Here is a 13,706-nt window from a genome sequence, read left to right on the forward strand (position 1 = left end):
GAGCCCACTGCATGTCGGGTCAGTCCGCACAATGAGTCAGTCGATCTCCATCGAAACGTTCGGTTCGCTACTTCTGATCGACGTTCAGAGCGGTCGCTATCACCCGGAATGGGCCTTCTCCACGATCGCGACCAGAAGAATGTGTGCCCTACTCCATCGATCAGATAGCCTTTGAAACAAATCACCGAGCGCGATATGCACTGACCTCTTCATTCGTCGACAGCCTGCACACGCATCGCATCCAACTCGTCGTTCTCGGGTGAGCGCTCACTCCAGGCGTAATAGAGCGCCCGGGATCGGTCGCCAAGGTAGCCCATTCCCGACCCCACCTTCGCACTTGTGCACAGTTGGGGTTCACCGATGAATATTCGGTTTGCTGGGGTCCACCCGTATTGCATTCGGGGGCCGTCACCCAGCTCCGGCAGTAGTGCGTGTGGGAGCCATTAACGACGTGCGTGGGGGCCAGTCTTTCTAGGCTCCTTCCGCCATGTGTATCGGGCACATGACGGAAGGAGTGATCCGTAATGGTACGGAAGATCAAAGCAAAGCTCGTGCTGCAGCTCCGCGCGGAGGGCCTGTCCGGCAGAGCGATCGCCGCATCCCAAGGAATGTCCCGCAAGAGCATCGCGGAGGTCCTCGACGCCGCAGATGCGACGGGAACGACCTGGGACGATGTCACCGACCTCGAAGACAGCGACGTGTACGCCCACCTGTTCCCGGGCCGCGGCGAGCACGAAAGCGTGTTCGCCCAGCCCGACTGGGAACAAGTACACCGGGAAACGGCCCGGGTCGGCGTAACGTTGAAATTGCTGCACGGCGAGTACACCGACGCCTGCACGGTCGCGGGAGATCCGGCGATGGGCTACGACCGGTTCTGCAAGACCTACCAGCGGCATGTACTGATCACCGGCGCCGCGTCGCGAGTGGGACACAAGGCCGCGCAGACCGTCGAGGTCGACTGGTCCGGCCCGACAATGGAACTCCGCGACCCGATCTCCGGGCAGGTCCGGACGGTCTACCTGTTCGTGGCGTGCCTGCCATTCAGCAGGTACGCATTCGCCTGGCCGGCCCTGGATATGCGGCAGGACACGTGGCTTCGCGCGCATGTGGCGATGTTCGAGTTCTTCGCGGGTTCGGTGCCGAGGATAGTGCCGGACAACCTCAAGACCGGAGTGATCAAGCACCCGCGTGAAGGTGAGATCGTCCTCAACGACGCCTACCGAGAGATGGCCGCCCACTACAGCGCGGCGGTACTGCCGGGCCGGATACGACGACCGAAAGACAAAGCAAGCGTGGAGAACACCGTCTCCCACGTCGCCACGTGGGTCATCGCCGGGTTGCGTGATCAGCAGTTCTCGACGCTGCCCGAACTCGACACGGCGATCGGCGAGCGGATGCTGGCCTACAACCACGAATCATTCCAGAAACGCCCCGGATCCCGCCACAGCGTGTTTGCCGCCGAAGAACGGCCGCTGCTGACCGCGTTGCCGGCGGTGGCATACGAGATCAGCCGGTGGCTCTACGGACGCCGGGTCGGCCGCAACGCGCACGTGGTCTTCGAGCGCAACTACTACTCGGTTCCATTGGCGCACATCGGGACCAAGGTCGATCTGCGGATCACCGCCCGCACCCTGGAGATCTACCGTGGCACCGAGAGACTCTCCAGTCATCTACTGCTTCGAGAGGGTGCAGCGGGTCAGTACCGCACCAACGACGCCGACCTACCGGCCGGTGAGAAGTACCGGCAGTGGGATGCGGCTCGGGCGCGGGCGTGGGCGCAGCGGATCGGGCCCGCAACCGAGATCGTGGTGAATCGGATTTTCGAGTCCGTGCCAGTCGACGAGCAGGGACTCGACGCTGCGCTGGCGGTGCTGCGCCTGTCGCGGCGTTTTTCCGCCGAGCGGGTCGACGCAGCGTGTGCCCTGGCTCTGGCCGGGCGGGTGCGCTCACCACGCTATGCGCATCTGCAGCCGATCCTGGTCACGGGCCAGGACAAGACCGCCGACCTACGACCACCGCGTGAGGAGCCGGACGAGCTCGGCGGCTACGTTCGCGGCGCCGACTACTACGGCGGAGGTGTTCAGTGAGCGGGATCGATATAGAAACCAAACGTAAGCTCCGTGAGATGGGCGCCCAGCCGCTTCTCGAGGCGATCGAGGCCCAAGACGATACGCATGTGCTCGGGATGGGTTTTCATGATCGGCTGCAACTTGTGGTCGACCACGCCCACGAGGCGTTCAACCATTCCAAAGTCGAGGGACTGATCCGCCGTGCCGGACTGCGGTATCCGGGTGCTGATCTTCGCCGGGTGGACTTGATCGAGGAGCGGGGCCTGGACCGGGCTGTGATCGCTCAGCTGGCGACCTGTTCGTTCGTCGAACGCCAGCAGAACGTGGTGTTCCAGGGATTCACCGGGTCCGGGAAATCGTATCTGGGGTGCGCGCTGGCCAAACAAGCTTGCCAGCACCGGATCCGGGCGCACTACATCCGCATGCCCGATCTCGAGGAAATATGGGCTGTGGCCAAGGACAGGCCCCATGGCCAGACGAAGTTCCTCAACAAGTACGCCGCGTTCTCGTTGTTGGTGATCGACGAATGATTGCTGGATCATCCCGATGACGGGATGCGCAGCATGCTGTTGGAGTTGCTCGAGCGTCGCTATGACACGGGCTCGACGGTGTTCTGCACTCAGTACGCCAAGAAGGACTGGCACCAGAGGCTCGGTTCCGGAGTCCATGCCGATGCGATCATGGACCGCATTGTCCACAACACCCTCTGGATCGACACCGGCACGCACAACATGCGCGAACACGCCGCCGCGAACCAGTAACACGACGTCGACGGGTGGCTGGTGGCCCCGATAGCAGCGGTCACTGGCCCCGTCGGCAATACCGGTGGTCCCGAGAGGTAATACCCGGTGGCCTTCAAGCCTCCAAATACTCACCGACCCCCGTGTCAACCGAAACATCATGCATACACTGACAATTCGCATGTCTATCGTCTAGATAGGACTGTGCGAATAACGGTGGATTCGACCTTGGTCTGACACGCCGGGCGTAAGCCTGGCAGGAAGGATCGATGATGACCGAGACACTGGAAACCCATGGCTACCGAGGTGGATCCACAGCAGCTCGCTGAGCAGCTCCTGGCCCAGGCCGAGGAACAGGTTATCGACTTTGATGGGCCCGGATGGCCTGCTGAACCCAGTTGACGAAGAACGTGCTCTTTGGCCGCATTGGATGGGGAAATGTTCACCTAGCACTTCGTTCAGGGGAGACCCCTACTCGCACCTCGGCTACGACAAACACGACCTCGCAGGTCGAGGTAGCGGCAACTCCCTTAACGGAACCCGGACGAAAACTGTCCTGACAGAGATCGGACCGGTCGAGATCGAGGTTCCCAGAGACACCGATGCCTCGTTCGACCCGCAGATCGTCAAGAAACGCCAACGACGCCTGACCGGGCGGACGAGATTGTCCTGTCGTTGAGTGCGAAGGAGCTGACAACCGGTGAGATCGCTGCTCACTTCGCCAACCTCTACGCCGCGAGCGTTTCTAAGGACACGATCAGCCGCATCACCGACAAGTCCCTCTCCGAAAACGTCGACAGTTGTATCGGATTCCGGGTCCTGTGGATCGATAGTGCCGGGCGCGCCTGTTCCAATTCGTGGACGAGTTGAGTATCGGGCGTAACGTGTTCGTCGATGTGCTCGGTATCTGGGCTGGGTCGGCATCGAGAGTGCGAACTGCTCATCGATGCTGCTCATCGTGACTCAGCACAGGATCGCATGAGGTTGTGGTCGTGAAGTATTGGGCCTACTGGTTGTTGTGGCGCGTCAGGGTGTTGTTGCGAGACGCCGCGAGCGCGTGTGTACTCCAGTCCGCGTGCTGTGGGAATGATTTGGGCAAGCTGTTGTTTGAGCTGCGGTGGGCAGCGCCGGACCGACTCCGAGCTTCTTCAGTACCTGCACTATCCTGTCGGGAGGCTCGGGTATTATGGCCGGTTCGTCGGCGTCTGCTGCTCAGGGTTCGCCTGGTTGTCATGAGCCTATGGCTCGCATCTTACCTTGCCCGACTGAGGGTGCTGCGCCGCTTCCCAGGCCGCAACCTGCTCTTCACAGGGGACCTTGGCAAGAGTTCGCGCATGTCTGACCGCGAGATTGCCTGCCTGGAGAACCGCCTGAAGTTCTGGAATAAATCCAATTCAGTAAGGCGCGGCGTTGGGGATACCCGCCCTTTTCGAGCGTCCAAGTCTTGCTGCTGCAGCGTCAGCACTGCCGAACACCTCGACCATGAGTTCGACAGCTTGGCTTCTTCGCGAACGTCGAAGTCTCGGCGCGATGTTCTCACTGGTCGCAACCCAGAGGACCTCTCCCTGTTTGCTGCGATGCTGTCTCGGACAACAACGCCGAAACCTTCGCGTCCATACTTGACGGCGGCGAGACGTCGGTTGCCGTAGACAACGACGTACTGCTCTGTGCCGATCTCGGGCTTGTCTTCTGAACACAGTGTGAGCCATGCGCCGCGGCTGACGGCAGTTCCGGATTGCAGCTGCCGATCCGCGATCATAGCGAGCGTGGACACGTCACCGACCTTGCTCGCGGGGATTGCGTGGACTCGCGACAAGTTGGTCACCGAGTGCATCAGCCGTGAAGCGAATCTAAAAACAACCAAATCGCCCACGATCCATTGACGCACGACCGATTCGGTACGGTGATCATATGAGCGTCGATTTCCCCGATTCGCAGACCTCATCCGATGACGACCCCCTGGCCCTCGACCGTCAGGTGTGTTTTGCCCTGTCGGTGGCGAACCGTGCGGTGCTCGCGGTGTATCGGCCGATTCTCGAGCCACTCGGACTGACGCACCCGCAGTACCTCGTCATGTTGGCGTTGTGGGAGCGGGCACCGCTCGCTGTCAAGGACATCGGCGCGCTCCTGCAGCTCGACTCCCCCACACTGTCGCCGCTTCTCAAGCGACTCGAGACACTCGGGCTGATCACCCGCACCCGCAGCTCGATCGACGAGCGGCGACTGGTCGTCGACCTGACCGACGCCGGCCACGACCTGCGGATCGCCGCCGAGGGCGTTCCGAAACAGGTGGTCGACACACTCGGCGTCGACATTCCCGAACTCGAGGAACTGCACCGGGTCCTCGTCCGCATCAACGCCGCCGCCCAGGAGCAACTACACCAGAGCCAACGCTGACGTGGGGTCGGGGCCGCCCGTAGCGACCGGGCGGACCGACCCCACGGATCAGCTCGTCGGAAGCAACGCGACCGAGGCCTCGCCGGTGTACACGAGGAACGTGAAGGTTTCCTGGAAGTACAACTGCACGGTGTCCGCGTCGTGCGACAGGTAGCCGATCGACAGGTCCTGTCCGACCTGCAGGTCGTAGTCGCCGCCGCGGGTGGTGGTGACGAACGCACCGTCGATCGCCGGCGCCCAGATGATGTCGCCGTCGATCAAGCGGCGGATCTGCTCGCGGATCGGGTAGCCGTGGTCGGAGGTCTCGCTGACCTTCGTGAATGCGTCGGCACTGAGCAGCACCGAGTACGGGCCGCCCACACCGGCGAGGCGCAGCTCCGACAGCGCGAGGCTGATAGTTTCCGGAATGTCGCGCGGATCCTCGGGCAGGTGGAGGGGAGCGTTCGTCGACGACGCACGAATACCCTCGATCCTCGCGGCCGCGTAGCCCTCGAAGATCGCGCGGTCCTCCGCGAACGCAATCTTCTTGGCGGCATCTTTCACCGCGTCGAGATCGACGTCGTTGGCGCCGCGCTCGACGTTGTCGAGTTCCTCACGCGAAAGCGTGAACGGCACACGCAGTTCGACGACGGGCGCCACCCGGTGCTGCCGCGCCCGTACTCCGTCGGCCGGCGCATCGATCTCGCTGGTGCGGCCGAGGCCGACCGCCGCGAAATCAGTGCCGTGCGGACCGGAGAAGTCCACCACGGTGCGGCCCGCGACGTGTCGCTTGAAGGTGCGGGAGGCTTCCTCCTCGATCTCGGACCACGCCGCGTCGGTGATCGGGGCAAGTTCGCGATACAGATTGTTCACAGCGTTGAACTCCTTCTGAGAGGGCCGATTCCGAGAGATCCGTCTCCGGTGGTCGGTGCGTTCGATTCGGGGTGGACCTCTTGCTCCGGCGGTGCCGGCGGAAGGTCGTCGAGGAACTCCATGGCCGGGCAGAAGAACAGCGTGCCCGTGACGGCCGTGGAGAAGTCCAGAATCCGGTCGTGGTTTCCGACCGGATCGCCGAGGAACATGTTGCGCAACATCTGTTCGGTCACTTCGGGTGTGCCGGAGTAGCCGATGAAATAGGTGCCGAACTCGTCGGCACCGAAGTTCCCGAACGGCATGTTCGCTCGCAGGATCTGTCGTTCTTCACCGTTGTCGTCGACGATCGTGTTGAGCGCCACATGCGAATTCGCCGGTTTGACGTCGTCGTCGAGTTCGATGTCGTCGAGTTTGGTCCGTCCGATCGCCCGCTCTTGTTCCTCGACGGACAGCGCGTTCCACTCCTCGAGGTTGTGCAGGTACTTCTGCACGATGACGTAGCTGCCGCCCGCGAAGTCCGGGTCGTCGGACACCAGCGCGGCAGCGACCGCCTCGTCTTCCTCGGGATTCTCGGTGCCGTCGACGAACCCCAGCAGGTCGCGGCGGTCGAAGTAGCGGAATCCGTGGGTTTCGTCGACCACCGTGGCGACGCCACGCAGCCGGTCGTTGATCTTCCCGGCGAGCTCGAAGCACAAGTCCATCGTCGACGCGCGCAGGTGGAACAGGAGGTCTCCCGGCGTCGCGGGCGCGTGATGCGTGTCGCCGTCCAGCGGCACGAACTCGTGCAGTTCGGCAGGGCGCGGCCCGGAGAACAGTCGGTTCCACATCCGAGATCCGATCCCCACGACGACCGAGAGACCACCGTCCGGGATGCGGAAGCCTACGGAACGACGCAGCCCCGCGAGGTCGCCGAGCAGCTCTCGTACCGCGGATTCACCTCCCTCGTCCACCCTGACGACGAGGAAGATCGCCGCCTCGGTCAAGGGCGTGATGATCGGCTGGGAAACTGGCACAAGATCACCGTAATGGAAAGCGCCGTCGAACGTACGCAGCCGAACCCTATGTCACCATCCACGACAGCACGGACATGGTCTGCAACCACACCACCACCGCGTACACGGCGAGCGCCGCGAGACTGACGGGAAGTAGCCGGCGAAGCAGGAATCCGTCCCTGCCTGCCAAGCCCTCGACCGACGACACCAGGGCAAGATTCTGCAGCGCGATCGGGGTTCCGGCCGTTCCGCCGGTCATGTTGCCTGCCACGAGGACGGTCGGGTCGAGGCCTGCCTGCTGCGCGGCGGACACCTGCAGGCTTCCGAACATCGCATTCGAGGCGGTGTTCGATCCCGTCACCACCACACCGAGCCACCCGAGAACCGGCGACAGCAGGGCGAACGCGGCCCCCGCACCCGCGAGGAACTGGCCGATCGTCGCTGTCTGGCCCGACAGGTTCATCACGTAGGCCAAGGCGACCACGGACGTCACCGTCGCGAACGACCACTTCAGCTGCACGACCGCGGCGACGAAACATCGCAGGGCGTCCCCCGCCTCTACACGCAACAGCGCGATCGACAGCAATGCCGCGACGAACACGATCGTGCCCGGTGCGGTCAGCAGATTCAGGGTGAACGTCTCGGCTGCGGGAACCTCGCCGGCCGCAGTCTCCACATCCACACCCGGCCATGTGAACGAGAACGTCGCACCCGACAACACCGACGCGACGGGACCGATACGGCTGATCAGGAACACTGCGACGATCAGCGCGTACGGAGCGAATGCTTCGACGACACGACGGTTGCTGTCGAGTTCGTGCTGCGGCGCGGCGGACACCTCACCGGCGGGCGATCGGAATCGCAGGACGATCAGTAGCACTACCAGTCCGGCGGCCGCACCGGCAATGTTGCTCAGGCCCACCACGAAGTAGGTCGCGCACAGGAATTGCGCCGATGCGAAAGCGATACCGACCGCGATCGCAACCGGCCACGTCTGCCGGATTCCTCGGGCACCGTCGACGACCGCGACGAGCACCAGCGGCACGAACGCCGCCAATACGCACACCTGGGTCGCGACGACGGGTCCGATCTCCTCGATCGGAATCTCCGACACCTTGGACATCGTGAGAATCGGGGTGCCCATGACACCGAGGGGCGTGCCCACGGCGTTCGCGATCAACGCCGCCGCTGCCGCCCGCACGGGTTTCAGCCCTGCCCCGATCAGCACCACGGTGGCGACGACGATCGGTGTTCCGAATCCTGCGACGGCCTCGAGCAGCGCACCGAACAGGAACGCAATGACGATCGTCAGGATGCGGGGATCCGGGGAGATCCGCGCGAAGGCACGGGTCAGGACGTCGAAATGCCCCGTCTCGACAGTCAGCCGGTAGACGAACACGGCGCTGACGACCGTCCACATGATCGGGAACACGCCGAAGGCGGCACCTTCGAGTCCGGAGCCGACCGCCGACAGCAGCGGCATCCCGTAGGCCGTCGCCGCGACAGCAACGGCAACGACGACCGCGACCGCCGCAGCGAGATAGGACTTGACGCGGAACACCGCCAGCATCACGAGCATCGTCAGGAGCGGGAGGACCGCGACCAGCGCGGACCACGCGATCGACTCGCCGATCGGCGCGATCGGCTGCACATACGTCACGAGATCACCCCTCGGGCACGGTCAGGGCGGACCTGATCGCATCGGCGGTGCCCTCGAGTACCGTCCGGTTGGGTGACTGCGGCCGGGCGCGGACCCCGAAGCCGTCGCCGCCGGTGCGCGGAACCACGTGCAGATGTACGTGAAACACTTCCTGGCCTGCAGCCACGCCGTCTGCCAGGAAGAGGTTCACGCCGTCGATCGGGAGCGAACTCGCCCGGAGGGCCGTTGCGATACGTTGCCCCGCCGCGAACACCGCCGCCCCGTCGTCCGGATCGAGCTGCGCCAGACCGGATGCGTGCCGCTTGGGTACGACCAGTAGATGCCCGGACGTGAAGGGCCGGATATCCATGAACGCGAGTACATCGGGTTCATCCAGCACCACGCTCGCAGGTGCGGTTCCGGCCACGATCGCGCAGAAAATGCAGTCGTTCACGTAGGTAAGGATCTCACTCGGGGACTACGCGCCGACGGCGGGCCGTCGGGCAGCGCTGAGCACTCTCAACAATTCCGCTTCCACGACACTGCGGTCGCGCTGTGGATCATCGCTGTGCGCGAGGTACAGCATCGCTTCCTCGACGGCAGCCACGACCAGATGAGCGAGCACCGATTCACGAATCGACTTTTCCGCCCCGTCGGGACGGAACGACTCCAGCATCAGTTCGACGCTGCGCAACGTCGAACCGCGGTGGGTCTCCCGTACCTCGGCCCATCCGAGCACCGCGGGTGCCTCGATCAGCAGCAGACGCCGGGTCGCCTGGTCGTAGACCGCGTCGAGGGACGCGAGCACTGCGGCGGTGAACGCGTCCCACCGGTCGTCATACGGTTCGTCCGGCACGAGGGTTTCCTCGGCCTCTTTCTGGAGGCGCTCGATCACGCCCCGGAACAGCTCACGCTTGTTCGCGAAGTGGTGATAGAGCGCGCCCCTGGTCACGCCCGCCACTGCCACGATCTCTTCGGTTGCCGCCTCGGCATACCCGTCCCTGAGGAACACCTCGAGCGCTGCATCGAGGAGCGCGGTGCGTGTGCGCGCCGCGTCCCTGATCCGCCCGTTGATTCCCGCCTTCTCCGGCACTGTCGTCTCCCCTGTTGTGTGCAGCTACCCCCATCGAACAATCCCCCTGTGGTAGCCGTCCCCTTCGGCTACAGAATCGGCGCCGGCGAGTACTTCGCTGCCTCCGGATATTCCGTTACCAAGTCCTCCACGGCGCCGACCACCCGAGCGGTCTGCGCCTCGGCAGCACCGACGAAAACCGATCTGTCGGCGAGGGCCGCGTCGAGCCTTGCGCGGTCGAGCGGCAACCGCTCGTCGGCTGCGAGGCGGTCGAGCAGGTCCGGTTCGCGGCCCTGTTCACGCATCGCCAACGCCACAGCCACAGCATGTTCCTTGATGGCCTCGTGCGCGGTCTCTCGTCCTACGCCTGCGCGCACTGCGGCCATGAGCACCTTCGTGGTCGCCAGGAACGGCAGGTACCGGACGAGTTCCTTCTCGATCACCGCCGGGTACGCACCGAACTCGGCGAGCACCGTCAGGAAGGTCTCCATCTGCCCGTCGATCGCAAAGAACGCATCCGGCAGCGCGACACGGCGCACGACCGAGCAGAACACGTCGCCTTCGTTCCACTGGGCACCGGCGAGCTCGGCAGCCATCGAGGCGTAGCCGCGCAGCACGACCTGCAGCCCGTTGACTCGTTCGCACGAGCGGGTGTTCATCTTGTGCGGCATGGCAGACGATCCGACCTGGCCCGGCTGGAACCCCTCGGTGACCAGCTCGTGTCCGGCCATGAGGCGGACGGTGTGCGCGAAGGACGACGGACCCGCACCGACCTGCACGAGCGCCGACAGCACGTCGTGGTCAAGCGAACGCGGGTACACCTGGCCGACACTCGTCAGCACGTGCGAGAAGCCGAGGTGCTCCGCGACCTTCGCTTCGAGCTCCTCGAGCTTTCCGGCGTCGCCGCCGAGCAGATCGAGCATGTCCTGGGCAGTACCCATCGGGCCCTTGATACCGCGCAGCGGATACCGGTCGATCAGTTCGCGTACGCGCTGCAGCGAGATGAGGAGTTCATCGGCCGCCGACGCGAACCGCTTCCCCAGAGTCGTGGCCTGTGCCGCGACGTTGTGCGAACGTCCGGCCATCACCAGCGCCGAGTATTCGGCGGCGCGCTCGGCGAGTCGGGCCGCGACCGCGACACCGTGTGCATGAACGTGCTCGAGCGACCGCAGAATCTGCAGCTGTTCGACGTTCTCCGTCAGGTCGCGGCTGGTCATACCCTTGTGCACGTGCTCATGACCGGCGAGGGCGTTGAACTCCTCGATCCGGGCCTTCACGTCGTGCCGAGTGACCCGTTCGCGGGCGGCGATGGAGTCGAGGTCGACCTGATCGAGGACACGCTCGTAGTCGGCGACCGCCTCCGCCGGCACATCGATCCCGAGCTCGGCCTGGGCACGCAGCACTGCGAGCCACAGCTGGCGCTCGAGCACGATCTTGTGCTCCGGCGACCACAACTGCCGCATTTCAGGGCTGGCGTACCGGGTGGCGAGGACGTTCGGGATGTTGCTCACGGAGCAACAGTTTACGGACCCGTACCCGCGATCACGCATCGGCCGGCGGCGCGACGGTGTCCACGACGTCGATCAAGATCCCTCGTGCCAGCGCTCTCGGGTCGGGATCGAGCTCTCCGAGACCACCGAGCACCGCACCGTCGACCACCGCCACGAGCCGACGCAGCTGATCTGTGTGCACGTCCCGGCCGCACCGGTGGAGAAGTTCGATGAGCAACTCGTCGAGCTGCTCACGCATCTCCAGCTGCACGTCGCGAAGCTCGGGATGGCGTGCCGTCGCGACGTAACGCTCGTACCGCGAGATGAGGCGCTCTCGGTCTGCGGGTCCGATGGCCTGCGGGCCGATCAGCAGGTCGACGATCAGATCGGCGGTGGAGCCGACGGCGCGCGGCGCTTCAGGGACCTCGCGCACCCAGTCGCCCATCACATCGAGTTCGCGCACGCTGTTGAAGTGCACGGCACACGTCACGAGGTCGTCGAGCGAATCGAAGTAGTACGTCGTGGACGCCAGCGGTAGGCCGGCGCGGGTCGCGACGGACCGGTGCCGAACCGCGTCGATTCCGCCTTCGAGTATGAGATCTGCTGCAGCCTCGACCAGCGCCTGGCGGCGCCGCTCGCCTTTCGGAGTTGCAGCAATCGACACTTAGTCATCGTGACAGCCCGACCGCCTCTACCAGGGGCGAACGGAGCAGAGACCGCCCGGTACGATCAGCCCGCTGGCATGGGGGCTCGGCTGTCGTGTCCCCGGGTCGTCTCGACACGATCGGAGCTAAGTCGGATATGAAGCGTCGCCGGTTCCTATTGGCATCAGCGTTGGGCGCGGCCGTGGCGTCCGTGGGGGTGCCCGGCACCCGCCTGCCGATCGCGTCGGCGCTGCCCGTGGGCATCGACGAGTACCGTCGCCTCGTCCCCGAGTTGTTCACCCCTCCCCCCACGCCACCGGCCCATTCGGACGTCATCGTGGTGGGTTCCGGATTCGGCGCGAGTGTTGCCGCGCTGCGGTTGGCGGAAGCCGGAACACAGGTGACCGTGCTCGAACGCGGCATGCGCTGGCCGCGCGACCCCCAGCGGGAGGTCTTCACCACCGATCTGCTCGCCGACGGACGCGGCTACTACCACCGCACGAATTTCACCGGCCCCACCGGAGTTCCCGTCGTGTGCGACGACTTCGCGGGTGTGCTCGACGTGACCGACTACCCGAACATGTCGGTGTGGCGCGGCGCTGCAGTCGGTGGTGGCTCGATCGTGTTCACAGGCGTGATGATCGCCCCCGAACAGCACTTCTTCGAGCAGGTGTTCGGCGACCGGTTGAGCTACGACGAGATGAATTCGACGTGGTACCCCAAGGTGCGGTCGATGCTGCGACTCGACACGATGCCCGACGACATCTACAACGCCGCCGAGTTCACGCATTCGCGACGCTGGGACGAAGACGCCATCAAGGCCGGCTACACACCGCACCGTATCGATGGCATCTGGGACTGGGACATCGTCCGCGCCGAACTCGCAGGATCGGTGCGCCGCTCGGCGGTGGCCGGCGAAACGAACCTCGGCAACTCCAACGGCGCGAAATTCGACCTGACCCAGAACTACATTCCCGCAGCGGAGGCCACCGGCCGCGCCCAGGTGTGCCACGCGCACCGGGTGCTGTCGGTCGGGCAGGAACCCGGCGGCCGCTATGTGGTGGAGGTACAGGCCGTCGATCCCACCGGCGAAGTCCTGAGTACCTCGACGCTGACCTGCGACAGGCTGGTGCTGGGTGCAGGCTCCATCGGTACCACGGAACTGCTGGTCAAGGCGCGTCACACGGGCACGCTGGAGAACCTCAACGAGTACGTCGGACGGGGTTGGGGCACCAACGGCGACGCGGTGCTCGTACGCTCGGTAGCCCTCACCGACGGTTTCGGGGGCGATCAGGGCTCGCCCGCCGCCTCCCGTGTGGTCGACGAATCGGGTCTGCCGTTGAGCCTCGAGAACTGGCTGGTCGCGGGCACCGCGAAGGACGTCGGCATGCTTGCGTCCCTCGGCATGACCCTCGACCCGACACGCGCCGAGGTAGTCTACGACGCGAACGCCGATCGCGGGGTGGTGAACTGGCCGGCGGGTGGCGAGCGCGCGAGCGTGGACGCACTCCGGGCCGTGCACAACAAGATGGCGGCAGCGGGCGGCACCGTGCCCGGCGCCGAGCCGATGGCTGCGGACGTCAACGCGTCGTTCACCGCGCACCCGCTCGGTGGTGTGGTGATGGGCGACGCGACGGACGGTTACGGCCGAGTGCACGGTCATCCCGGGCTGTACGTCGTCGACGGCGCCCTGATCCCCGGCAGCACCGGCACGGTCAACCCGTCGCTGACCATCGCAGCACTCGCCGAACGCAACATTGCACAGATAATCGCGGCAGGCAGGTAGTAGCTGCGTTCAGGGCAGCAGCACC

At 64.8% G+C, this 13,706-nt stretch carries 10 protein-coding genes and 2 pseudogenes; 5 read left to right on the forward strand and 7 right to left on the reverse strand.

The window, feature by feature from the left end; translation table 11 throughout:
* Positions 1-524: 524 nt before the first annotated feature.
* From istA to Q7514_RS17205, 4 genes and pseudogenes are all read left to right on the forward strand, one after another.
* On the forward strand, positions 525-2,087 hold the full coding sequence (istA, locus tag Q7514_RS17190) for an IS21 family transposase (RefSeq protein WP_330134492.1): 1,563 nt from the start codon (positions 525-527) through the stop codon (positions 2,085-2,087).
* Positions 2,084-2,830 (forward strand): annotated as a pseudogene (locus tag Q7514_RS17195) (ATP-binding protein). The gene istA and the pseudogene Q7514_RS17195 overlap by 4 nt, the downstream one beginning before the upstream one ends.
* Positions 2,831-3,081: 251 nt before the next feature.
* Positions 3,082-3,598 (forward strand): annotated as a pseudogene (locus Q7514_RS33325) (transposase); the annotation flags it as partial.
* A gap of 1,122 nt (positions 3,599-4,720) precedes the next feature.
* Entirely contained in the window at positions 4,721-5,206 is a 486-nt protein-coding gene (locus Q7514_RS17205; RefSeq protein WP_330134493.1) for a MarR family winged helix-turn-helix transcriptional regulator, read from the forward strand.
* Positions 5,207-5,254: 48 nt separating this feature from the next.
* Here the strand turns inward: Q7514_RS17205 and Q7514_RS17210 are convergent, their stop codons facing one another.
* The 7 genes from Q7514_RS17210 to Q7514_RS17240 all read right to left on the reverse strand — a co-directional run bounded on the left by Q7514_RS17210 (position 5,255) and on the right by Q7514_RS17240 (position 11,915).
* Entirely contained in the window at positions 5,255-6,058 is an 804-nt protein-coding gene (locus tag Q7514_RS17210; RefSeq protein ID WP_330134494.1) for a family 1 encapsulin nanocompartment shell protein, read from the reverse strand.
* A complete protein-coding gene (locus Q7514_RS17215) occupies positions 6,055-7,071 on the reverse strand; it encodes a Dyp-type peroxidase (RefSeq protein WP_330134495.1) in 1,017 nt (338 codons plus the stop codon). The genes Q7514_RS17210 and Q7514_RS17215 overlap by 4 nt, the downstream gene beginning before the upstream one ends.
* A gap of 46 nt (positions 7,072-7,117) precedes the next feature.
* Complete coding sequence (locus Q7514_RS17220; RefSeq protein WP_330134496.1) at positions 7,118-8,710, reverse strand: L-lactate permease; 1,593 nt, start codon at positions 8,708-8,710, stop codon at positions 7,118-7,120.
* 4 nt (positions 8,711-8,714) lie between these two features.
* On the reverse strand, positions 8,715-9,143 hold the full coding sequence (locus Q7514_RS17225; RefSeq protein WP_330134497.1) for an HIT family protein: 429 nt from the start codon (positions 9,141-9,143) through the stop codon (positions 8,715-8,717).
* 24 nt (positions 9,144-9,167) lie between these two features.
* A complete protein-coding gene (locus Q7514_RS17230) occupies positions 9,168-9,782 on the reverse strand; it encodes a TetR/AcrR family transcriptional regulator (RefSeq protein ID WP_330134498.1) in 615 nt (204 codons plus the stop codon).
* Positions 9,783-9,850: 68 nt separating this feature from the next.
* Entirely contained in the window at positions 9,851-11,272 is a 1,422-nt protein-coding gene (gene purB / locus Q7514_RS17235; RefSeq protein ID WP_330134499.1) for an adenylosuccinate lyase, read from the reverse strand.
* A 31-nt stretch (positions 11,273-11,303) separates the two neighbouring features.
* Positions 11,304-11,915 carry a TetR/AcrR family transcriptional regulator gene (locus tag Q7514_RS17240; RefSeq protein ID WP_330134500.1) on the reverse strand — a complete coding sequence of 204 codons (612 nt, stop codon included), beginning with the start codon at positions 11,913-11,915 and terminating at the stop codon, positions 11,304-11,306.
* 137 nt (positions 11,916-12,052) lie between these two features.
* On the opposite strand from Q7514_RS17240, the gene Q7514_RS17245 reads away from it, so the two are divergent.
* Positions 12,053-13,681 (forward strand): GMC oxidoreductase, encoded by a 1,629-nt coding sequence (locus tag Q7514_RS17245; RefSeq protein WP_330134501.1) that lies wholly within the window; start codon positions 12,053-12,055, stop codon positions 13,679-13,681.
* Positions 13,682-13,706 lie beyond the last annotated feature (25 nt).

It is taken from the genome of Rhodococcus artemisiae, assembly GCF_036327795.1.
Taxonomy (GTDB): domain Bacteria; phylum Actinomycetota; class Actinomycetes; order Mycobacteriales; family Mycobacteriaceae; genus Rhodococcus; species Rhodococcus artemisiae.

Coding starts and splice junctions, on each gene's coding strand:
- istA (WP_330134492.1), top strand. CDS start 525: ATGGTACGGAAGATCAAAGCAAAGCTCGTGCTGCAGCTCCGCGCGGAG.
- Q7514_RS17205 (WP_330134493.1), top strand. CDS start 4,721: ATGAGCGTCGATTTCCCCGATTCGCAGACCTCATCCGATGACGACCCC.
- Q7514_RS17245 (WP_330134501.1), top strand. CDS start 12,053: ATGAAGCGTCGCCGGTTCCTATTGGCATCAGCGTTGGGCGCGGCCGTG.